The sequence below is a fragment of the Bacillus sp. FSL R5-0416 genome, from assembly GCF_037975425.1.
Taxonomy (GTDB): domain Bacteria; phylum Bacillota; class Bacilli; order Bacillales; family Bacillaceae; genus Bacillus; species Bacillus subtilis.
Window position 1 is genome coordinate 482333 of sequence record NZ_CP150252.1, and the last position, 22148, is coordinate 504480.

A 22148-nucleotide genomic window follows, 5' to 3' on the forward strand; every position below is an offset into this window, starting at 1 on the left:
TTTCTCCTGTGGTATTGAAAAAAGGAAAAAGGAGGATACGTTATGGCACATAAAACTGCAGGACAAGTAATGACAGAGCTGCTTGAGCAATGGGGAGTTGATCATGTATACGGCATCCCCGGAGACAGTATAAATGAGTTTATTGAAGAATTAAGACACGAAAGAAATCAACTGAAGTTCATTCAAACCCGCCACGAAGAGGTAGCGGCACTGGCAGCCGCAGCTGAAGCAAAACTCACCGGCAAGATCGGAGTCTGTCTGTCAATCGCAGGGCCGGGAGCGGTGCACTTATTAAATGGTTTATATGATGCAAAAGCGGACGGCGCCCCTGTGCTGGCGATTGCAGGACAGGTTTCTTCTGGCGAAGTCGGACGGGACTATTTCCAGGAGATTAAGCTGGAGCAAATGTTTGAGGACGTGGCTGTGTTCAACAGAGAGGTACATAGCGCAGAATCACTTCCGGATCTCTTAAATCAGGCGATCAGGACCGCCTACAGCAAAAAAGGCGTTGCGGTATTGAGCGTGTCAGATGATTTGTTTGCGGAGAAAATCAAACGGGAGCCCGTGTATACTTCACCGGTGTATATTGAAGGGAACCTTGAACCGAAAAAAGAACAGCTCGTCACCTGCGCCCAATATATTAATAACGCTAAGAAACCGATTATCCTGGCAGGGCAGGGAATGAAAAAGGCGAAACGGGAGCTCTTAGAATTTGCGGACAAAGCCGCCGCTCCGATCGTTGTTACACTCCCGGCAAAAGGTGTCGTTCCCGATAAGCACCCGCATTTTCTCGGCAACCTCGGGCAGATCGGAACAAAGCCGGCTTACGAGGCAATGGAGGAATGTGATTTATTAATCATGCTCGGAACATCATTCCCGTACCGTGATTATTTGCCTGATGACACGCCGGCAATCCAGCTCGATTCAGACCCGGCAAAAATCGGAAAACGGTATCCGGTGACAGCGGGCCTTGTCTGCGATTCGGCTCTCGGTCTGCGCGAATTGACAGAGTATATTGAACGCAAGGAAGACAGAAGATTCCTGAATGCCTGCACAGAACATATGCAGCATTGGTGGAACGAAATTGAAAAAGATGAGACAGAGGCAACAACACCGCTTAAACCTCAGCAGGTCGTGGCCCGTCTTCAGGAAGCGGCAGCCGATGATGCGGTGCTCTCTGTCGATGTCGGCACTGTGACAGTCTGGATGGCGCGTCATTTCAAAATGAACGCGAACCAGGATTTCATCGTCTCCAGCTGGCTTGCGACAATGGGCTGCGGCCTGCCGGGAGCGATCGCCGCAAGCTTGTCCGAACCGGAACGCCAGGCGATCGCCGTCTGTGGTGACGGGGGATTTTCCATGGTCATGCAGGATCTTCCGACCGCTGTCAAATATAAGCTCCCGATCACAGTCGTCATTTTAAACAACGAAAATCTTGGCATGATTGAGTACGAGCAGCAGGTCAAAGGCAATATCGACTATGTCACAAAACTTCAAAATGTCGACTATGCCGCATTTGCAGAAAGCTGCGGAGCAAAGGGCATCAAAGTGACCAAAGCGGAAGAGCTTGCGCCGGCATTCCATGAGGCGCTGCACTCTGACCAACCTGTTGTTGTGGATGTCATGATTGGAAACGAACCGCCGCTGCCTGGCAAAATCACCTACGGGCAGGCGAAAGGCTTTAGCAAGTACATGCTGAAAAACTTCTTCGAAAACCAAAAATTTGAAATGCCGTCACTGAAGAAAAGTTTGAAACGGTTATTCTAAAAAAACAGAGGCCCCAAAAGGCCTCTGTTTTTTGTTGGAAACAAACGTATTTTCAGCTATAACATGTTTGAATTCATAAAATGATCGGTGTATGTATTAGGAACTGATTTCGCCATACTCGAAACAGACAAAAGGGCAAATGCATCTTGTTTCAAAGGAAGATGCATTTGTCCTTGCATGCTTATTCTTATCAAATCTTACAGAACTCTTCTCATTATAAGCTTATTTCTCTTTTTTCTTCAGCCCGAAAAAGAAAGGAAAAGCAGAACCGACCAAGAAGGTGCCGAATAAAAACATGCCGCCGATAAACACGTGGAAATTTGTGTGTCCGGCCGTAAACGCCGTGATTAAGGAAATGATACTGAGCACGATCATGGCAATGCCGGGCGCGACTCTCATTTTCCCCTTGGATTTATAGGCAGCGACAGAACATATAATGCCGATGACAATAGGAACAATCCACAAATAAAACAAAATAAATACTGACATCATCAAAACTCCGATTTTTCTTCTATCATAACAAATTTCTGTCAAAAAGGGTATCAATGAGCTTTTGCGAAAAAATAAAAACCGGCTTTAGAAGCCGGGTTTTTTTATCGAAACGTATCTACAATTAAAAACACATTCAAAGCAACGATCAATACAGCAATCAGCCAAGACACCACTGTGACCCATTTGGCGTTGATCAGAGATCCCATGATCCGTTTATTGCTTGTAAACATAATAAGCGGAATGAGGGCAAAGGCGATCCCGAAGGACAGCACGACTTGGCTCAGTACGAGAGCGGTCGTCGGATTAACACCTGACGCGATGATCAAGATCGGCGGAATGATCGTGATAAAACGCCGTACATACAGCGGAATGCGGTAGTTGATAAATCCTTGCATAATCACGTCGCCTGAAAGTGTGCCGACAGACGAACTGGATAGACCGGCAACGAGCAGCCCGATCCCGAATAAAGCCGCAGACATAGGGCTGACAAGATGTCCGAATTGCTGAAATGCGACGTCAAGATCCTCAACAAACAGGCCGTTTTTGAAGAATAATGCAGCAGCCACAATCAGCATACTTGCATTAATAGCCCCTGCAATCAGCATCGCTATTAAAATATCAATAAATTCAAACCTAAAGATTTTTTTTCGTTCTGCATCAGTTTTGCCAACCACCCGCCGCTGTGTAAGGGCAGAGTGTAAATAAATGGCGTGCGGCATAACAGTTGCGCCAAGAATACCCGCTGCAAGAAGCACACTGTCGGTGCCATGAAACGCCGGGACAAAAAGGCCCTTCATCACTGACACGGCATCAGGTTTTGCGAAAAAGGTCTGCAGCGCAAAGGCGATCACGACCACAAACAGCATACCGGCAATACCGGCTTCAAGTGAGCGATAACCGCGGCGCTGAAGCTCCAATATCGCGAAAGAACCGATCGCAGCTATAATAGACGCTTCAAGCATCGGAATGCCGAACAGCAAATACAGTCCCAGAGCCGCTCCGATAAATTCCGCCAGATCAGTTGCGATAATGACCAGCTCGCCCTGAATCCATAATCCGATCGAGACAGGCTTCGGGAATTCTTCACGGGCAACCTCAGGCAAATTTTTGCCTGTCGCAATACCGAGTTTGGCGGATAGGGATTGAATTAAAAGGGCCATGATATTAGAAAATAAGATCACCCATAAGAGCATATATCCGTATTTAGAACCCGCCGAAATATTCGTTGCGAAGTTGCCGGGATCAATATAGGCAATGGCTGCTATAAATGCAGGGCCGAGAAAAGGGAGCAGCCCTCTGAATCCTCTGATTTTCCCGTCAAGCGCATCTTGGACGGCTTTGGAACGGGGAGATTGTGCTGTGATGTCCTTGTTCATCATGTCTCACCTGAATTCTGTTTGTTTTTGCCGTACAACAAAGAGTTTCCTTAAGGCAAATTATTTTATCTACATCATATGACCATCCCGGTTTCTTGTCAACCGAAAATGTTCAAAATACACTTCTGAATTTTTCCCTGTTATGTAACATGATATGTAGGGATTCGGGATAAGGTCCCATATAAAAAGACATCGTTTCAGTTCGAAACGATGCCTTCTGTATCTAATGAGTCTAGGCTTCCTTCCGCAGCCCGCGGAATATAAGGCCCAGCAAGAATACGAAGATGGCTGCCCCGATGATGGCGGGGAAAATAGCAAAGCCGGCGAGGCTCGGTCCCCATGTGCCAAGAAGTCCGTGCCCGATCCAAGCGCCGATCAGCCCGGCAATCATAGAGCCGAAAATTCCTCCCGGCAGCCGGTTTCCTACAATGGCGCTCCCAATTAATCCGATAACAATAGCAACAACTAATGAAACCAAAAAGCTAAGCATCATGATCACCTCTCATAAATGATTTACCAATCAATAACCGCTTCTGATCATTTCGAAACACCTAAAAGCATATTCCTTTATGACCCTGTTTTAATCTTTCTCTGCACACTGCCGTCAGCTAAATGAACAATGACCTCAGTGCCTTTATGCGCCGCGATTTCCTTTGCCCGTTCAATCGCTTCTTTCTTTGTATCCTTGATTTCAGACACGCGTTTGGCGCCCTCGGCTTTGACTGCCCAGCCTTTTTTATGCTTAATAACATGTTCTGCTTTGTTCATGAGCTCGGGCCCGCTGCCGCTGCTTGGATCAGCATCGCGTTCTGTCTCATCATCATGCGTCAGGAAATCATCAATTTCATCTGTAGAGGCGTTTTCCGCCCATTCCTTCGCTTTGCTTGTCGCAATTGGAATCGCGCGCCCTTCCTCATAGCCTTCATCAATCATCGCATTCGCAATGTCTATCGCCTTTTTTCTCACCGGCTTCTCAAGATTTTTTAATGAAGCAGGATAATCCTTCATCGACCAAGGCATGTCCATCACTCCTTTTCCTTTTATAAAAATGGTACCCGCAGGTGAAAAATAAAAACGCATCCGAAAAAATGAAGGTATACTATATAGTAGAAAAAACGGAAGGGAAGTGCGGGTTGGGTGCCAACAGAACGAAAAGAAGACTTACATCAGCAATTAAAAGAGATAGAGAAATGGGAAAAAGATCAGCAAAAAGTCTGGTTTTGGGAAAAGCTCAGCCGTCTCCCGTTTCAACTGCTGGACAAGCTGACACCAGAATTCATCCAGAAAAAGATCGGCAAGCTCTTGGATGAGGTCGGCAGCTTTGTTCAAACAGGCGGACAGTACCTGACATCTGAAAAACAGATTATCAGGATGTTTCAAAAGAAACTGCCGGGGGAGATCTTTGAATCGCTGGAGGACATCCGGAAAGCTCCTCTTCCTGTCATGGATGAAATTGCGGAAGGAATGGGCAAAAACAGAACCAACGCAGCAACCGTTCAAGGTGCGACAACCGGTGTGGGCGGCGTGTTTACGCTGGCGGCAGACATTCCGGCAGTGCTTGGCTTATCACTAAAAACATTACAGGATATCGCAGTCGCATACGGCTATGACCCAAAGGAGAAAAAAGAACGCGTCTTCATTGTGAAATGCCTGCAGCTGACGTCGGCTGATGTTGTCGGCAAAAGATCGATTTTGCAGGAATTAAAACACTACGATCAAGACCGTACATATAAGAATGTCGCTTCTCAAATCCAAGGCTGGCGAGAAGTCGTTTTGGGCTATCGAGACACGTTTGGCTGGAAAAAACTTTTCCAGATGGTGCCGGTTGCCGGAATGGTTTTTGGCGCCGCTGCCAATCGCTCAACATTAAACGACATTACCGAGACAGGCATGATGCTGTACAAAAAGAGGCGCATTCTTGAACGACTGAAAGAAACAGAACGAGAGATGGAATAGCAGAAAGCAGACGGACACCGCGATCCGCCTGCTTTTTTTAGTGGAAACATACCCAATGTGTTTTGTTTGTTTAAAAGAATTGTGAGCGGGAATACAACAACCAACACCAATTAAAGGAGGAATTCAAAATGGCAGACGATAACAAAATGAGCAGAGAAGAAGCAGGTAGAAAAGGCGGAGAAACAACAAGCAAGAACCATGACAAAGAATTCTATCAAGAGATTGGTCAAAAAGGCGGAGAAGCCACTAGCAAAAACCATGACAAAGAATTCTATCAAGAAATCGGCGAAAAAGGCGGAGAAGCCACTAGCAAGAACCATGACAAAGAGTTCTATCAAGAAATCGGTGAAAAAGGCGGAGAAGCCACTAGCGAAAATCATGATAAAGAATTCTATCAAGAAATCGGCCGAAAAGGCGGAGAGGCAACAAGCAAAAATCATGATAAAGAATTCTACCAAGAAATCGGCTCAAAAGGCGGAAACGCCCGCAACAACGACTAATCAAAAGCATAAAGGCAGACAACCTGTAAATAAAAAAGCGATCCGGCACATCAGCTGGATCGCTTTTTTTGGAATCTTCTCAATTTATGCCGCTATTGAGATACAATAAGTGAAAAAGGGGTTTTCGCTAATGTCCAAGATACAAAACTTGCTCGCCATCGCAAATGAAGTCAAAGAAAAGCACGCCAATTTTTCAATCTCAGAGGTCAACGACCACTGCGTGCGCATTGCGGTTTTTACGGGAGAATATGACTGGCACCATCACCCTGACTCAGACGAATTGTTTATTGTTCTTGAAGGGGAGCTGCTGATCGATTTTAAGGACAAAGAAACCGCGGTGCTCAAAGCAAATGACAGCCTGCTGATCCCGAAAGGCACGGTTCACCGCACACGCTCTTACGTCAGAACGGTAAATCTCTGTGTGGAGCATAAACAAGCCGAAACCGTCATCATAGAGGAGTAGCCATGCTAATCAAAAAGATGATATGTGAAGTAGACGCTGCAAACGCTGAAGCATTTGCAAAAGCGCAGTTACAGTGGGGAGCATTATCGTATATAAGCGGCTTTATCAAACAGGCCGGCGGCTGGCGAAAAACGATAGACGAGCCGCTCACCGCAGAAATCATCAGTGTATGGGAAAACAGAGAAGCCTATGATCATTTTATGGAGAACGAACATGACAGCATATACGAGGAAAACGATCAGAAGGCTGTAATTCTTTCGATAGAGGTGACGGTGTACGAAGAGGATAAACCGTTCGTTCACGATCTGTTACATAACCCTGATATCCGGTACGAACCAGACTGGACGGTTCTGAAGGCATAATCAAAGCCCAAAACATCATGTTTTGGGCTTGTCTCTTTACTCGCGTCCCGGAAGTGTATTATGAACAAAAGGCGGTGCTGGTTTTAACTCCGGTTTTTCTCCAAACGTTTTTGCTTCTTTCACATATTCAAAGGCTTCTCCGTCCGGCGCTTTTTCATTCAGCCAGTTTTGCTGGGCGCTTTCTTCGCCTTCAGAGAAATTGATAAGCTGATGTGAGAACTCTTGTTTTTCGAGCGCTTTCGGGAATGTACCCGGCACAACCGGACCTTCCTGTGCTTCTAATTCTTTAATGGCGGCGAGCCATTGGTTCTGGTGCATCGTGTCACGCGCCAGCAGGAAGCTGAGCATATCTTTGACGCCTTTGTCATCCGTCATTTCAAACAGGCGTGCGACCTGCAGACGGCCCTGAGATTCCGCATTCAGGTTGGCGCGGAAGTCTGCCAGCAGGTTTCCGCTTGCTACGATATAACCGCCGCTCCAAGGTACGCCTGTACTGCTTTCCGGCATGGCGCCAAGTCCTGATACAATCGCATGGTGAGGGTTCATGCCGCCTAGGATGGAGCCGATGACCGGATCTTCAGCAGCTTTTTCCTGCTGATCAAGAGGGGCATCCTCAAGAAGTCTGGCAATCATCGTTGCGATCATTTCAACATGCCCGAGCTCCTCAGTTGCAGTATCCATCAGCAAGTCCTTGTATTTTTCATTTCCTCTTGTGTTCCAGCCTTGAAATAAGTACTGCATGGCAACTGAAATTTCTCCGAATTGCCCGCCTAAAATTTCTTGCATTTTTTTAGCGAATAATGGATCTGGACGATCTGGTTTAGCAGGATGCTGCAGCATTTTTGTGTGCTTAAACATGTACCCATCTCCTTTTTCGTTTATCTCTTTTTATATTTCCGATCGATAGAAAGATAAACGGAAAACAGCGTATCGAGATGGGAACTATGAATCTTTTCGCAGCTCCAACAGTTCCCAGATCAGCTCCCGGCCAAAGATGGGCTCATACTGCCGGTAAACAGGGTCAAGACGCTTCATCCATTCTTGTTTCTCTTTATCTGACAGCTCATAAATATGTATAGCAGAATTCTTTTTGATTTCTTCCAGCTGCTCCTTGTTCATTTGTTCGGCATACGTTTCATTCCACTCCGTTGTCTCCTTCATCGCTTCAGTCAAAATGCGTCTTGTTTCTGGTGTTTGCGCCTTCCAGAAGTGTTCATCAGTCATGACAGCGTAGCCGAGATAACCGTGGCTGCTTATTGTCAAATAGTCCTGAACATTATAAAATTTTTTAGAATAGATGTTTGAAATTGTATTTTCTTCGCCATCGACTACATTGTTTTCTAACAGCTGAAAGGTAGAATTGAAGGATTCCTGATGAGGTGTTGCGCCAAGCAGCTTGAACTGATCCTCAATCACATCGCTTTGCATAATGCGCAGATCCTGCCCTTTTAAGTCATCCGGTGTTTTGACCGGCCCTTGATTTGTTGTGATTTGCTTAAAGCCGTTCGTCCAATAGGCCAATCCTTTCAATTGGTTTTTCTTTAGAGAATCAAACAGCTGTGTGCCGATGCTTCCGTTCAGCCCTTTTTTGACGGCGTTGTAATCTGTAAATGCATACGGCAGATCCAGCACTCCCCATTCAGGCGAGAGCATGCCGAGCTTCGATGTGGAGGGGGCGATAAATTGAACATCGCCGTTTCGCAATGCTTCAATTTCTTCAATGTCCGAGTACAGGCTTCCATTCGGAAATACTTCTATTTTTATTTTCCCGCCTGATTTTTCGTTCACCAGATCAGCGAATTTATTGGCGGCCAGCCCTTTTGGCGTATTTTCAGCAACCACGTGGCTGAATTTGAACACGATTTGATCCTGCAGGCCTTCCTGGTCGTCATCATAAACAATCTTTTTATTGCAGGTATGATCATGGAATCCGATAAATAAAGCGGTTGCAATTCCAGCGATCATCAGTGCGAGACATGCAAGCAAACTCTTCATGAAAAGCCCTCCCCCTATGTTAAGGATAATGGGGGCAATGACATTCGTAAAGACCTGAAAGGAGAAGCTGATGAACAAAAAGAAGCTCTCAATCCGTTGGAAAATCACGATCTTATCCTATATACTCGTCATTTTCTCCTTTTTGATCGGCGGCATTGTGCTCATCGGCAACATTCAGCATACAGAGGAGCGGGAGCTGAAAAAGCGGCTGATGAATACGGCCCGGACGGTGTCAGAGATGACAGAAGTGAAAGAAGCCTTGGCGCGAAAAAAACAAACAGAAGCTGTTCGCCATGCGGTTGAAGAAATCAGGATGATTAATGAAGCAGACTATATTGTCGTCATGGATATGAATCACATCCGATATACGCATCCTGTCAGCACAAGCATTGGCAAGAAATCAGAAGGTGCAGACGAGGAGGCAGCGTTTGCGGAGCACATTTATTTCTCTGAAGCAAAGGGCGAGCTCGGCACGGCGGTTCGCGCTTTTTATCCGGTTAAGGATCAAGACCTGAACCAAATAGGCGTGGTGCTTGTCGGAAAAACGCTGCCGGGGATCGCTGACATCCTGCTTCATTTAAAGCGTGATATCGCCTTCATCGTTGTGCTGACACTCGGCTTCGGCCTTGCTGGTTCCTTTTTGCTGGCCCGCCATATCAAAAAACAAATGTTTCAGCTTGAACCCCATGAGATTGTCCGAATGTATGAAGAACGGACAGCGACGTTTCACTCGATGAATGAAGGGGTGATTGCCATTGACAATCGTCTCATCATTACGATCTTCAATGAAAAAGCGAAACAGATCTTTGAAGTGCAGGGGGATCTCATCGGCAAGGTGATTTGGGAGGTTCTCAAGGATTCGCGCCTGCCCGAAATCGTGGAGCGGAACAAAGCGGTTTATAATGAAGAAATTCGTGTCAGCGGAAAAGTCATCATGAGCAGCAGAATTCCGATCGTCATGAAGAAGAAAGTGATCGGCGCCGTTGCGATTTTTCAGGACAGAACGGAAGCGGCCAAGATGGCAGAGGAATTGACTGGTGTCAGAAACTTTGTGGAGGCGCTCCGTGTCCAAAACCATGAGCATATGAATAAGCTGCACACGATCGCCGGCCTCATCCAGCTGGGGAAATCTGAAAAAGCCTTGCAGCTTGCATTCCAGGCGTCAACTGAGCAGGAAAATGTGACTGAATTTCTGCACCGCTCGATTCAAAATGACGCTGCGGCAGGCCTTCTATTAAGTAAAATCAGAAGGGGAAGAGAGCTCGGCATTGCTGTTCATATAGATGAAAACAGCAGTCTTCAGCAATTTCCCGAGCATGTTGATCAGCATGATATTGTCGTGCTTTTGGGGAATCTGATTGAAAATGCCTTCGGCTCATTTGAAACCGTTCAATCTGAAGACAAACGAATTGACATTAGTATCGAACAAACAGATGATATCCTTGCTATTTTAATAGAAGATAACGGCTGCGGAATTGAACCGGCACATATGCCTCGCCTTTATGACAAAGGTTTTACGGTCAATAAAACTGGCGGCACAGGCTATGGCCTGTATTTAGTGAAACAAATCATAGACAAAGGATCGGGCACGATAGAAGTTGATTCACATGCGGGGCAGGGGACATCTTTTTCTATCGTTTTTCCAATGAAGGGGGAGGAAGCACAGCATGGCTCGTAAAGAATGGAAGGTTCTGCTCATTGAAGACGATCCGATGGTTCAAGAGGTCAATAAGGATTTCATTACAACTGTTAAAGGCGTTACTGTCTGTGCAACGGCAGGAAACGGAGAGGAAGGCATGAAGCTGATTAAAGAAGAACAGCCGGATCTCGTCATTCTCGATGTGTACATGCCGAAAAAAGACGGCATCAAGACCTTGCAGGAGATCAGAAAGCAAAAGCTTGAAGTAGATGTCATTGTCGTCTCCGCTGCAAAAGACAAGGAAACGATCTCACTCATGCTGCAAAACGGGGCGATTGACTATATCTTAAAGCCGTTTAAGCTTGAGCGAATGAGACAGGCGCTCGAAAAGTACAAGCAATATAAACAAAAAATCGAAGCGAATGATACGCTGTCCCAGGAACAGCTCGATGCGATCCTGAATATTCCGCAGCAGGCCGTACAGGATCTGCCGAAAGGGTTGAATCACTTCACGATGAATGAAGTCACTGCTTTTTTGAAACAGCAAACCGCATCCCTTTCTGCTGAAGAGGTTGCCAAGGCGCTCGGCATCGCCAGAGTGACAGCCAGACGATATCTTGATTACTTAGAAAAAACCGGGATCATCAAATTGGACGTTCAATACGGCGGAGTCGGCCGGCCGGTCAACCGCTACGTGTTAAAAGGATAAACCTGAGACCAAAAAGACCAAAATGTCCGTTATGATCATAAACTTCCCCAGATGATATGAAAACGCTATCATTCTAGTAAGAAAGACACAAAAGGCGAATAGGACAGGGGGATGAAGGATATGAAACTGTTTAAAAATTTAACAGTTCAGGTCATAACCGCGGTCATCATTGGGGTCATTGTCGGGCTGGTCTGGCCGGATGTCGGCAAAGAAATGAAACCGCTTGGCGATACATTTATCAACGCTGTTAAAATGGTGATCGCACCAATCATTTTCTTCACAATCGTTCTCGGGATTGCAAAAATGGGCGATATGAAGAAGGTTGGAAAAGTAGGGGGAAAAGCGTTTATCTATTTCGAGGTTGTCACCACCCTCGCACTCATTATCGGTTTATTTGTCGTCAATATTATGAAGCCGGGTGCGGGTCTTGATTACAGCAAGCTTGAAAAAGGAGATGTATCACAATACACGCAAAATGGCGGTCAGGGAATCGACTGGATTGAATTTATTACACACATTGTTCCGTCCAACATGGTTGATGCCTTCGCAAAAGGGGACATTTTGCAGGTCTTATTCTTTTCTATTCTTTTCGGAGTGGGTCTTGCGGCATTAGGCGAAAAAGGAAAAAGCGTCATTGATTTCTTCGACAAGGTTTCTCACGTTTTTTTCAAAATTATCGGCTACATTATGCGTGCCGCGCCAATCGGGGCATTCGGGGCGATGGCGTATACAATCGGACACTTCGGGCTCGATTCCATCAAACCGCTGGCAAGCTTAATGATGTCTGTTTATATTACGATGTTCCTGTTCGTATTTGTTGCTTTAAATATCATCTGCAAGCTTTACGGATTCAGCCTGTGGAATTACCTTCGCTTCATTAAGGATGAGCTTTTGATCGTGCTTGGCACAAGCTCTTCCGAATCGGTGCTTCCGCGTATGATGGATAAAATGGAGCGCTACGGCTGTTCCAAATCCGTTGTCGGGCTTGTTATTCCGACGGGCTATTCGTTTAACCTCGACGGCACATCCATCTATTTATCAATGGCGACTGTCTTTTTGGCACAGGTGTTTGGAGTAGACCTCAGCATCGGCCAGCAAATTACGATTATCCTCGTTCTGATGCTGACATCGAAGGGAGCGGCAGGTGTGACGGGAAGCGGATTTATCGTCCTTGCCTCAACGCTGTCAGCGCTGCAGGTCATTCCGCTGGAGGGGCTTGCACTCCTGCTCGGGGTTGACCGTTTCATGAGTGAAGGAAGAGCCATTGTGAACCTGATCGGAAACGGAATCGCCACGATCATTGTTGCCAAAAGCGAAAATGAATTTGATGAAGCAAAAAGCGTAGAGGCTGTTGAAGGCATGAAAAAAATGAAAACAGCAGTCTGAAAAAAGAACGGCCCATCCATGGGCCGTTTTTTTAATTGTTTAAGAATTATTAAGGTAAGGACAGAGACCTCAGCATTTTTTTGTTATATAATTTACAAATGGATACTATATTGAATGAAGGACGTTTGTCCTAACAGGAGTGTATAAATGGCCGCTTTAGTTAAATTTTTTCAGCACCCGGGAGTAAGGCGTTTCTCCATCTTTGTCGTGTTAACTGGTGTGTTATATCTATTTAAGAGCATGATCAACTTAATATTGCTTACCTTCATTTTCACATTTCTAATGGATCGTTTGGAGCTTGTCGTGCGGCAGTTTGTAAGCCAGTTCTTCCGCGTGAGCCAGCGGGTTGTCATTACGTTTCTTTACATGTTGCTGGCTGTGCTGCTTACAGTCGGGGGCTTTGTGTTTTATCCGGTCGTCGCGGCGCAGATCCAGCAGCTGGTAAAGCAGATTAAACATATTGCGTATCATCCTGACAGCATCCCTTTCTTTGATGAGATCACCAGTGTCTTCGGAGATATTAACATCAGTTCATATGTCAAAGAGGGCTTCAATGTAGTGTATACGTATCTGGCCGATATCAGCACATTCGGCTTGCAGGTCGTGATGGCGCTCATTCTTAGCATGTTTTTCTTATTTGAGAAAAAACGGCTTTCTGAATTCATGGCGAAATTTAAAACGAGCAAACTGAGGGTCTTTTATGAGGAGATTGCTTTTTTCGGAAGCAAATTTGCAAGAACGTTCGGCAAGGTGCTCGAGGCTCAATTTATCATTGCGCTCGTCAACTGTATTCTGACGTTTATCGCGCTTTGGATTATGCATTTTCCGCAGCTGTTTGGGCTTTCGATTATGGTGTTCTTCCTTGGATTGATCCCTGTAGCAGGCGTCGTCATTTCCCTGATTCCGCTCAGCATTATCGCCTACAGCACTGGCGGTGGAATGTATGTGCTCTACATTGTCCTTGTCATATTCGCCATTCATGCGATCGAAACATATTTCTTAAATCCGAAGCTGATGTCGGCGAAAACAGAGCTGCCAATCTTTTTCACCTTCACAGTACTCATTTTCTCTGAACACTTTTTCGGCATTTGGGGTTTAATTATCGGGATTCCGATCTTTGTGTTTCTCCTTGATATTCTGGATGTCACCAACAAGGAAGATAGGTCTAAAGGACCCCGAGAGAATAGCGATAAAGTTTAAAATCGAATAATGAGTGCGCCTCGATCTGCCGGCCTGCCTGTTCAGGGCATGGAATTAAGACTCGGAATCGGAGCTTGGCATTGCTTCGCACAGTGGTGAACACAACAGGTGACAATGCCTGTCATCATTACAAAACCTGAAAAGAACAAACAGTCGGAGCAAACGCTCATCATCGGTTTAACCAAACATTTGGAAGCAACAAATGCTATAATACAAACAGTGCCTAATGTTGGGCACTGTTTATTTTTTGTCGAAAAAGGAGGAAGGCTTTATGGCTGAGCCGATTTTACATATTGAAGGCCTCGATAAAAAGATTGGGTCTAAACAGATTTTAAAACAGATCAGCATGGACGTCATGGAGGGTGAAATCATCGGCCTGCTTGGTCCAAATGGTTCCGGAAAAACAACACTCATCCGTATTATCGTCGGGCTGCTGAAACAAAACAGCGGAAGCGTGACAATCAGCGGATTCCAGCATGATACAGAGTTTGAAAAAGCGATGGAAGCGGTTGGAGCAATTGTTGAGAACCCTGAGTTCTATCCGTACCTGACAGGCTGGGAAAACCTCAAGCACTTTGCGAATATGCACAAAAAAATAGCGGATGAACGGCTTGATGAAGTGGTGGAACGTGTCGGGCTGACGTCAGCGATTCATGATAAGGTGAAAACCTATTCCCTTGGGATGCGCCAGCGTCTGGGAATTGCCCAGGCAATTCTTCACCGGCCGAAGCTTCTCATTCTAGATGAACCGACAAACGGCCTCGATCCTGCGGGGATGAAGGATTTTCGCGATCATATTAAGGAACTCGCAGAAATGGAAGGAACAGCTGTCCTGTTTGCCACTCATTTATTGCGCGAGGTTGAAGACTTGTGCGACCGTGTCATCATCATTCAAAAAGGTGAGATCAAAGCGGAAGTCAGCTTACAAGGAACTGATCAAACCACAGAAAAAGCGATTATAGAAGTGCAGCCGCAAGAAAAAGCGCTCAATTGGCTGACAGGCAATCAATATCAAGCTGAGAGCCAAGACGGGACGATTGTAGTTGAGGTGGCAAAAGAAAACATACCGGAGCTGAACCGATCACTTGTCGGACAAGATCTGAATGTATTTTCCATTACGCCTTACACGCAATCACTGGAAGACGAATTTATAAAAGCGACGACCGCTCATCAAGAGGAGGGAGAAGAGCTTGTCTAAATTAATTTGGAATGAACATATGAAACTTTTTAATCGGAAGGTCACTTTGGTTTCCCTTATCCTGATGGCTGTCTTTCAATTCTTCATGGCTTTGATCATTAAACGGATTGTCATCAGTGCCGGAACAGATGAAAACTTCATCGGCTATTTATCGTATACACCGAGCCTGAACATTTTGCTGCAGGCTTTAACGATCGTAATTGCAGCAACAATTGTTTCGATGGAATTTGATAAAAAGACGATCAAATTTTTGCTCATTCGTCCGGTTAAACGCCAAAAGGTCTTTTGGTCAAAATTAATCACAGTCGTGATGGTCAGCTTCTATTTGTATCTGGCATACTACATTCTGGCATTATTATTCGGTCTTGTGTTTTTTGGCACATCGGTGACTGCGGAATCAAAGACATTGCTGGTCAACACCTTGGCGCTGATCGGGTCAAACTGGCTTGAAGCTGTAATGATGGGATTATTCGGGCTGCTTTGTTCTTCGCTGTTCCGCAACAGCGCGGTAGCAGTTGTTGTTTCTTTTGTCGTTTTATACGGAGCGAGTACACTTGTTCAGCTCATGAAGTTGTTTGAAAACAAGTGGGGCAGCTTTTTGCTTTTTGCGAACACTGACTTTACGCAATACAGAAGCGGAGAGACAGCGTTGTTTTCAGGCATGACGCCATTGTTTTCAATTGGAATTCTCATCATACATGCCATATTCTTCATCGTTGTTGGCTGGTGGTGCTTCTGTAAACGGGATGTTCGGGTCTAAAGGCAAGGAATGACATTTTTGTGAAAAAGCTCACGTAAATCAATATCATTTGATATTTTGGTTTATACTAAAGGTACTGACGGAGGTGTCTCGATTGAGGAACTTTATTACCGCTTTACCGATCGTATTGCTGCTTGGATTCTCATTTGTGTCATTCATGTTTCAGTTTGAACATCTTGTTTATTTCAGGCTCGCGCTTGGGTTGTTTTCTCTCGTGGGACTGTACATGATATATAAAATGAAGACGGGCATCCGCTATTTTATCATCTATCTGTATGCCAGCTGGATTGTGTTGGCCGCAGTGACCGCTTTTGAAGAGCCGATTTTCTCAAGCTTTTTCTTTGGCGGCCTGGTGATGACGATGGGTTACCTGACATATATGCTGATTTATCTCGGCATGAAACAAGACCGGGATGCAAATCCTGTGTAATCGCGCTGTTCCCTTGGGGAACGGCGTGTTTTTCTATACTGGACAAAAGGTTAACAGTTGCGGAAAAATGGCAGGAAATCTATAATACATATTAAATTTATCGGAATTAAAACTTGGGGGGCTGCCGGATGTCATTATTTATACAAAACGATCAACAGCGGCAATGGATGGAGAAAATCGGACGGATTGCGGATGAATTTCAGCAAACAGCTGCTGAAGATGACGAACAGGGACGTTTTCCTGCAGAGAAAATACAAAAACTGCGTGATGCTGGGTATACAGCATTAACATTGCCGGCATCTCATGGCGGAGGGGGCATTTCTGTTTACGATATGCTCCTGTTTCAAGAACGGCTTGCACGGGGAGATGCTCCGACGGCTCTTAGCATCGGCTGGCATTTGAGCGTGATCGGGGAGCTTGGAGAAGGCAACAGCTGGGATGAAGACGTATTTGCATTTGTTGCCAAGGAAGTCCAAAACGGAGCTGTCATTAACAGGGCGGCGACTGAAGCGAAAACCGGAAGCCCGACAAGAGGAGGGCGTCCCGGTACACACGCCGTCAAAAAGGATGGCAAATGGGCAGTGAACGGGAGAAAAACCTTTACGACGATGTCACAAGCTCTGGATTATTTTTTAGTAACCGCATGGATTGAAGACAAACAAACAACAGGCGTGTTTCTCATTCATAAAGATGATCCCGGCTTGTCGATTGAAGAAACGTGGGATATGATGGCGATGCGGGCGACTGGGAGCCATGACCTTGTACTGAACGAAGTAATGCTTGATGAGAATAAGCTGGTGGAACTGCTTCAAGGGCCTCGTGGAGCTAAGCCCAATGGCTGGCTGCTTCACATTCCTGCGATTTATCTTGGTGTGGCTCAAGCTGCTCGTGACTATGCAGTGCAATTTGCATCTGAGTATTCTCCAAACAGCTTGAATGGACCGATCAAGAATGTCCCGGCCGTACAGCAAAGAACAGGCGAAATGGAGCTTGAACTGCTCAATGCCAGACACTTTCTTTTCCATATCGCTCAATTGTATGACGATCCGGAGCGGCGTCCACACTTGACAAGCGAGCTCGGTGCGGCGAAACATATCGTCACAAACGCTGCGCTGTCTGTTGTTGATAAAGCGATGAGAATTGTCGGGGCCAAAAGCCTGGAACGAACCAACCCGCTTCAGCGCTATTACCGTGATGTGCGCGCCGGTCTTCACAACCCGCCGATGGATGACGCCGTGATACACAAGCTGGCAGCTGAAGCATTTGAGTCATAAAAAAAGAGCCTTACCGGCTCTTTTTATGTATTGTTTTGCTCTTGCAGATTTTTTTGATGCTTGCGGTCAATTCTGTCATAAATAACGTTCATCAGCTTTGTATTGCCCATAATCGCCTCTTTGTTTTCCTGGATCAGCTGTTGGTAAGTTTTCACTTTACGCTTCGGCATGCTCCGGCGCCCTCCTGACATGTTTGTATTCACTTTCTAACTCCGTCAGCGACAATTCATACAGATGACGCTTTGACTTTTTGTATATACCATTCTGTATTAACAGATGAATGAGCTGTTTTTTTCTGATTTCTGCAGACTGAGGTGTCATTGTGTCACCAACCTCCAATCAAACGATATTGATAATCATTATCAATTAACTTCAGTATACAATGTCCGCAATAGCCTGTAAAGATGAAAAGAGTCCTATTCTTGGCCAATTTACAAACATTCAACAAATCGACAAAAAGTTTCCCGGGCAATAATTTGCTGTCGAAATATTCCGCTTCATTGAACGCACCCTGCTATTTTTCATGTTTTGAACCATACTATGTAATAGAATGGAGGCTGGTATTCAATGGAGCGGACAGAAAATCTGAAAAAGGGAGAAAAAGGGGCGCTCCTCAATATTTTTGCATATGTCATCCTTGCTGTTGTAAAGCTAGTTATCGGGATTCTATATCATTCTGAAGCGCTGAGAGCAGACGGGTTAAATAATGGAACAGATATTGTTGCGTCAGTAGCGGTGCTGATAGGATTGCGGATTTCTCAAAGACCGGCAGACAGCGATCATCCATACGGCCATTATCGGGCTGAAACAATTTCGTCTCTTGTTGCGTCTTTTATTATGATGGCAGTCGGCATTGAAGTGTTAATCGGCGGAGGAAAAGCGATTGCGGGCGGCACAACGGAAACGCCAAATCTTATCGCGGCATGGACGGCGTTAGGCAGTGCTGTGTTTATGTATGGCATCTATTTATATAACAAAAGGCTGGCAGCGTCCATTAAAAGCTCTGCCCTGATGGCAGCGGCAAAGGACAGCAGGTCAGACGCTTTTGTAAGTGCCGGCGCGTTTATCGGTGTTTTTTCGTCCCAGCTGAAGCTGCCGTGGATTGATCCGGTAACGGCTTTTATCATCGGCATCATCATTTGCAAAACTGCGTGGGATATCTTTAAAGACGCTTCACATTCCTTAACAGACGGCTTCCATTTAAAAGATCTTGAGCCTTACAAACAGACCGTCGGCAGGATCGAAAATGTGCATCGCCTAAAGGATGTGAAAGCGAGGTATTTAGGCAGTACAGTTCATATCGAGATGGTCATTACGGTTGATCCGAAGCTTACAGTAGAAGAAGGCCATGGAGTGGCGGATGAAGTAGAAGACAAAATAAAACATGAACACGATGTCACTCATGTTCATGTTCATGTAGAGCCTGACGACATAAAATAAGGCTGTTTAACGAATTAGCTTATATGTTCAGATAAAAATTCAGTCACTTCTTCAGGCGTTTTGGCATTGGCGCTGTGAAGGTGAGCTGTTTTTTCACCGTTCTTGAAAATAAGCAGGCTGGGAATGCCCATTACTTGGTATTTTTCAGCCAGGTCAGGAAGCTCGTCCTTATTCAGCTCATACCAATCGTTTTGGTTGTACTCTTCCAAAATATCGCCGATGAACATATTCATGCGTGTGCAGTCTGGGCACCAATCAGCATAAAACTTTACAATGATTTCTTTATCGGATTGAATCAGTTCATTAAATTGTTCGTTTGTTGTGATTTTTTTCATATGTCACATCTCCTTTTCAATGCCATTTTAATATAAAATAAAAAGGAATTACATACAAATGCATTCAACATCAGCATGCCCAAAAATAATTAGATCATTTTCCGGTGAAAATGATAAGATAGTAAAGATGAATTGTAGTGGGGGGAGTATCCATTGAAAACAAGTCTAGGATTAGTGTACGGAGGAAAGTCGGCAGAACATAATGTTTCCCTGCAGACAGCTCTGGCTGTAATCAAAGCGCTAAATACTGAGAAGTTTGATATACATCCGATTTATATAACAGAAAAAGGCGAATGGGTTAGAGGCGCCCGTTTAACTGAACCTGTTTCAAACGTGAAAATGCTTCAATTTGAGCAAGGAGGCAGTGCTTTTTCTCCAGCTGCCCTGAACCAGGAGATGTTTCCGCAGGAAGCGTCACAGCAAAATGAAGCCATCGACGTCGTATTCCCGCTCCTCCACGGACCGAACGGAGAAGACGGTACGATCCAGGGAATGCTCGAACTGTTGAACATTCCTTATGTCGGCAACGGAGTGCTTGCTTCCTCAGCCGGCATGGATAAAGTTGTCATGAAACATTTATTTGCTCAGGCCGGCCTTGCTCAGGCTAAATACGCAGCTTTCCTTAAGAAAGACTGGACTCGTTCTCCGAAAGAAAGCTGTGAGCAGGTTGAACAGGAATTAGGCTACCCTTGCTTCGTAAAACCGGCGAACCTCGGCTCAAGTGTCGGAATCAGCAAATGCCGAAACCGTGAAGAACTGCAAAAAGCGTTTGAGCTTGCTTTCCAATATGATCGTAAAGTCGTCGTTGAAGAAGGAATTAACGGCCGCGAGATTGAGATCGGCGTTCTTGGAAATGATGATCCTAAATGCTCTGTTGTGGGAGAAATCGCACCGAAGACAGATTTCTACGATTACAAAGCGAAATATGAGGATGGAGATACTGATCTGATGATTCCGGCGATTGTGACTGATGAGGAATACGCTACAATCAGTGATATGGCGATCAAGGCGTTTAAAGCGATCGATGGTTCAGGACTCGTCAGAGCGGACTTTTTCCTGACAGCTGACGGCGAAGTTCTGATCAATGAAGTCAACACAATGCCTGGCTTTACGCCTTTCAGCATGTTCCCGCTGCTCTGGAAAGAAGCCGGAGTGGAATATGCTGATCTGATTGAACAGCTTGTGGAGCTTGCAAAAGAACGCCACACTGAAAAACAATTGATTAAGCATACATTCTAATGAAGAAGGACACTGCCGGTAAAAGGGCAGTGTTTTTTCCCGTATATACAAAGAAAGAGAGGGACCTTACTTGATTAAGCGAACAGTAAAAAACATTGCCGAAATGGTTAATGGCAGACTAACAAATCCGCAATATGAACAAACAGTCATTCATGGAGTGGCAACCGATACAAGAAAACTGGAACAACATCAGCTCTTCATTCCGCTGAAAGGGGAACGTTTTGACGGCCACTCTTTTGTGGAGCAGGCTTTTGAAGCTGGTGTAGCGGCTGTTCTTTGGGATCGGTCAGTACCAAATCCGCCAGAGAATCACGCCGTCATTTTAGTGGATGATACCCTTACTGCACTTCAGCAGCTTGCAAAAGCCTATTTGCAGGAGCTTGGCACGCGTGTCATCGGAGTAACCGGAAGCAATGGCAAAACGACAACAAAAGATATGATTCACGCCGTATTGGGTACCCAGTACCGTGTCCACAAAACTGGAGGAAACTTCAATAATCACATCGGTCTGCCGCTGACGGTTTTAGCGATGCCTGAAAATACGGAGATCGCCGTATTGGAGATGGGAATGAGCGCCAAAGGAGAAATTGACCTCTTGAGCCGACTGGCAAACCCGGATGCGGCAGTGATTACGAATATCGGCGAATCGCATATGCAAGACCTCGGCTCTAGAGAGGGCATCGCGGAGGCGAAGCTTGAAATCATAAACGGGCTTAAAGAAGACGGAGTGCTAATTTATATCGGGGACGAACCGCTTCTTCAAAATGCATACAGCTGCCAGACGAAAACGTACGGTACGGGAACGCATAATGATTATCAGCTTCAGGATGTCAGCCAGAGTGAGGAAGGAACCCATTTTACAATCAAAGGGATAGAAAAAACGTTTTTTATTCCGATACTCGGCAAGCACAATGTGATGAACGCCATGGCTGCAATTGCTGCAGGGGCTTATTTTGGCATCGCGCCTGAGGATGCGGCAAAAGGACTGAGCGGCCTTAAGGTAACCGGTATGAGACTTGAACTCATCAAAACAGACAGCGGCCTTTCGATAATCAATGACGCTTATAATGCGAGCCCGACTTCCATGAAAGCTGCAATTCAATTGACAGAAAGCCTTGAAGGCTACGGCAAAAAAATGCTCGTGCTCGGTGATATGCTTGAGCTCGGCGATCTTGAAGAAACGTTCCATAAAGAGTGCGGCGCTGTGATCAGCCCTGATAAAATTGACCGCGTCTTTACGTACGGAAAACTGGGAGCTTTTATCGCGGAAGGCGCCCTGAAACACTTTGAGAAAGACCGCGTCAGCCATTACACTGAGAAAAAAGATCTCCTCCAAGCTGTGAAGGAAAACGCATCAAAAGGCGATTTGATTTTATTCAAAGCGTCCAGAGGTATGAAGCTTGAAGAAATCGTTAAAGATTTAATAGAGAGCCCGCTTTCATAAGAAAATATTTTGCGAAAAAACACATATTGCATCATAAAATAACATGATATGCAAACACTAATGTATGCCGGCCGAAAATTATGTATATCTGGCCGGCTGCGGCTATGATACAATATATATAGGTTATTTCGCGATACGAACATATTCGTCCGGACTTTTCATCGTGACCCGAAGTTCTCCGCT

At 45.4% G+C, this 22148-nt stretch carries 27 protein-coding genes; 17 read left to right on the top strand and 10 right to left on the bottom strand.

Annotation, left to right across the window (positions count from 1 at the left end; all coding sequences use genetic code 11):
- Positions 1–42 precede the first annotated feature (42 nt).
- Positions 43–1767 (top strand): pyruvate oxidase, encoded by a 1725-nt coding sequence (locus tag NYE20_RS02450; protein WP_021481718.1) that lies wholly within the window; start codon positions 43–45, stop codon positions 1765–1767.
- A 56-nt stretch (positions 1768–1823) separates the two neighbouring features.
- Here NYE20_RS02450 and NYE20_RS02455 read toward each other — a convergent pair whose 3' ends face one another.
- From NYE20_RS02455 to NYE20_RS02475, 5 genes are all read right to left on the bottom strand, one after another.
- Positions 1824–1961, bottom strand: coding sequence for a hypothetical protein (locus NYE20_RS02455; protein WP_064671965.1), 138 nt, complete (start codon positions 1959–1961; stop codon positions 1824–1826).
- A 28-nt stretch (positions 1962–1989) separates the two neighbouring features.
- Complete coding sequence (locus NYE20_RS02460) at positions 1990–2256, bottom strand: hypothetical protein (protein ID WP_038827757.1); 267 nt, start codon at positions 2254–2256, stop codon at positions 1990–1992.
- A gap of 104 nt (positions 2257–2360) precedes the next feature.
- Positions 2361–3638 carry an Nramp family divalent metal transporter gene (locus NYE20_RS02465; protein WP_032680356.1) on the bottom strand — a complete coding sequence of 426 codons (1278 nt, stop codon included), beginning with the start codon at positions 3636–3638 and terminating at the stop codon, positions 2361–2363.
- A gap of 229 nt (positions 3639–3867) precedes the next feature.
- The gene (locus NYE20_RS02470) at positions 3868–4125 is read right to left on the bottom strand and encodes a GlsB/YeaQ/YmgE family stress response membrane protein (protein ID WP_003246519.1); all 258 of its coding nucleotides are present in this window, start codon (positions 4123–4125) and stop codon (positions 3868–3870) included.
- Between the two features lie 77 nt (positions 4126–4202).
- Positions 4203–4655 carry a DUF2188 domain-containing protein gene (locus tag NYE20_RS02475; RefSeq protein WP_003246574.1) on the bottom strand — a complete coding sequence of 151 codons (453 nt, stop codon included), beginning with the start codon at positions 4653–4655 and terminating at the stop codon, positions 4203–4205.
- Positions 4656–4772: 117 nt separating this feature from the next.
- On the opposite strand from NYE20_RS02475, the gene NYE20_RS02480 reads away from it, so the two are divergent.
- The 4 genes from NYE20_RS02480 to NYE20_RS02495 all read left to right on the top strand — a co-directional run bounded on the left by NYE20_RS02480 (position 4773) and on the right by NYE20_RS02495 (position 6916).
- The gene (locus NYE20_RS02480; protein ID WP_015715265.1) at positions 4773–5591 is read left to right on the top strand and encodes an EcsC family protein; all 819 of its coding nucleotides are present in this window, start codon (positions 4773–4775) and stop codon (positions 5589–5591) included.
- Positions 5592–5719: 128 nt separating this feature from the next.
- A complete protein-coding gene (gene gsiB, locus NYE20_RS02485; protein WP_003225126.1) occupies positions 5720–6091 on the top strand; it encodes a glucose starvation-inducible protein GsiB in 372 nt (123 codons plus the stop codon).
- A gap of 130 nt (positions 6092–6221) precedes the next feature.
- Complete coding sequence (locus NYE20_RS02490) at positions 6222–6554, top strand: cupin domain-containing protein (RefSeq protein ID WP_015715266.1); 333 nt, start codon at positions 6222–6224, stop codon at positions 6552–6554.
- 2 nt (positions 6555–6556) lie between these two features.
- Positions 6557–6916 carry a YdbC family protein gene (locus tag NYE20_RS02495; RefSeq protein WP_015715267.1) on the top strand — a complete coding sequence of 120 codons (360 nt, stop codon included), beginning with the start codon at positions 6557–6559 and terminating at the stop codon, positions 6914–6916.
- Positions 6917–6952: 36 nt separating this feature from the next.
- Here NYE20_RS02495 and NYE20_RS02500 read toward each other — a convergent pair whose 3' ends face one another.
- Positions 6953–7774, bottom strand: a complete 822-nt coding sequence (locus NYE20_RS02500; protein WP_021481714.1) for a manganese catalase family protein — start codon at positions 7772–7774, stop codon at positions 6953–6955.
- 84 nt (positions 7775–7858) lie between these two features.
- Positions 7859–8911 carry a C4-dicarboxylate TRAP transporter substrate-binding protein DctB gene (gene dctB, locus NYE20_RS02505; protein WP_021481713.1) on the bottom strand — a complete coding sequence of 351 codons (1053 nt, stop codon included), beginning with the start codon at positions 8909–8911 and terminating at the stop codon, positions 7859–7861.
- A 70-nt stretch (positions 8912–8981) separates the two neighbouring features.
- Between dctB and dctS the strand changes: the two genes are divergently transcribed.
- The 9 genes from dctS to NYE20_RS02550 all read left to right on the top strand — a co-directional run bounded on the left by dctS (position 8982) and on the right by NYE20_RS02550 (position 17507).
- Positions 8982–10589: a two-component system sensor histidine kinase DctS gene (gene dctS, locus NYE20_RS02510; protein ID WP_021481712.1), complete on the top strand. Its 1608-nt coding sequence runs from the start codon at positions 8982–8984 to the stop codon at positions 10587–10589.
- On the top strand, positions 10579–11259 hold the full coding sequence (dctR, locus tag NYE20_RS02515) for a two-component system response regulator DctR (protein WP_014478888.1): 681 nt from the start codon (positions 10579–10581) through the stop codon (positions 11257–11259). The genes dctS and dctR overlap by 11 nt, the downstream gene beginning before the upstream one ends.
- 120 nt (positions 11260–11379) lie before the next feature.
- Positions 11380–12645, top strand: coding sequence for a C4-dicarboxylate transporter DctP (dctP, locus tag NYE20_RS02520; protein ID WP_049141409.1), 1266 nt, complete (start codon positions 11380–11382; stop codon positions 12643–12645).
- 147 nt (positions 12646–12792) lie between these two features.
- Positions 12793–13845 (top strand): AI-2E family transporter, encoded by a 1053-nt coding sequence (locus NYE20_RS02525; protein WP_038827763.1) that lies wholly within the window; start codon positions 12793–12795, stop codon positions 13843–13845.
- A gap of 114 nt (positions 13846–13959) precedes the next feature.
- Positions 13960–14124 (top strand): hypothetical protein, encoded by a 165-nt coding sequence (locus tag NYE20_RS02530; protein ID WP_065423465.1) that lies wholly within the window; start codon positions 13960–13962, stop codon positions 14122–14124.
- A complete protein-coding gene (locus tag NYE20_RS02535; protein ID WP_003246573.1) occupies positions 14117–15043 on the top strand; it encodes an ABC transporter ATP-binding protein in 927 nt (308 codons plus the stop codon). The genes NYE20_RS02530 and NYE20_RS02535 overlap by 8 nt, the downstream gene beginning before the upstream one ends.
- Positions 15036–15803: an ABC transporter permease gene (locus NYE20_RS02540; RefSeq protein ID WP_015715273.1), complete on the top strand. Its 768-nt coding sequence runs from the start codon at positions 15036–15038 to the stop codon at positions 15801–15803. Before NYE20_RS02535 ends, NYE20_RS02540 begins: the two co-directional genes overlap by 8 nt.
- Positions 15804–15897: 94 nt before the next feature.
- The gene (locus tag NYE20_RS02545; RefSeq protein ID WP_003225151.1) at positions 15898–16233 is read left to right on the top strand and encodes a hypothetical protein; all 336 of its coding nucleotides are present in this window, start codon (positions 15898–15900) and stop codon (positions 16231–16233) included.
- Between the two features lie 128 nt (positions 16234–16361).
- Positions 16362–17507, top strand: coding sequence for an acyl-CoA dehydrogenase family protein (locus NYE20_RS02550; RefSeq protein WP_015715274.1), 1146 nt, complete (start codon positions 16362–16364; stop codon positions 17505–17507).
- 23 nt (positions 17508–17530) lie between these two features.
- Here the strand turns inward: NYE20_RS02550 and fbpB are convergent, their stop codons facing one another.
- Positions 17531–17710 (bottom strand): Fur-regulated basic protein FbpB, encoded by a 180-nt coding sequence (gene fbpB, locus NYE20_RS02555; RefSeq protein WP_277709270.1) that lies wholly within the window; start codon positions 17708–17710, stop codon positions 17531–17533.
- On the bottom strand, positions 17664–17828 hold the full coding sequence (locus NYE20_RS02560; RefSeq protein WP_003225157.1) for a Fur-regulated basic protein FbpA: 165 nt from the start codon (positions 17826–17828) through the stop codon (positions 17664–17666). Before NYE20_RS02560 ends, fbpB begins: the two co-directional genes overlap by 47 nt.
- Before the next feature lie 246 nt (positions 17829–18074).
- Here NYE20_RS02560 and NYE20_RS02565 point away from each other — a divergent pair, with 246 nt between their 5' ends.
- A complete protein-coding gene (locus NYE20_RS02565; RefSeq protein WP_014475869.1) occupies positions 18075–18947 on the top strand; it encodes a cation diffusion facilitator family transporter in 873 nt (290 codons plus the stop codon).
- A gap of 14 nt (positions 18948–18961) precedes the next feature.
- Here NYE20_RS02565 and NYE20_RS02570 read toward each other — a convergent pair whose 3' ends face one another.
- On the bottom strand, positions 18962–19282 hold the full coding sequence (locus NYE20_RS02570; protein WP_003234326.1) for a thioredoxin family protein: 321 nt from the start codon (positions 19280–19282) through the stop codon (positions 18962–18964).
- Positions 19283–19435: 153 nt separating this feature from the next.
- Here NYE20_RS02570 and NYE20_RS02575 point away from each other — a divergent pair, with 153 nt between their 5' ends.
- Together NYE20_RS02575 and murF are read left to right on the top strand one after the other, a co-directional pair.
- On the top strand, positions 19436–20521 hold the full coding sequence (locus NYE20_RS02575; RefSeq protein WP_049141410.1) for a D-alanine--D-alanine ligase: 1086 nt from the start codon (positions 19436–19438) through the stop codon (positions 20519–20521).
- 70 nt (positions 20522–20591) lie between these two features.
- Positions 20592–21965, top strand: a complete 1374-nt coding sequence (murF, locus tag NYE20_RS02580) for a UDP-N-acetylmuramoyl-tripeptide--D-alanyl-D-alanine ligase (protein WP_049141412.1) — start codon at positions 20592–20594, stop codon at positions 21963–21965.
- The last annotated feature ends 183 nt before the right edge of the window (positions 21966–22148 follow it).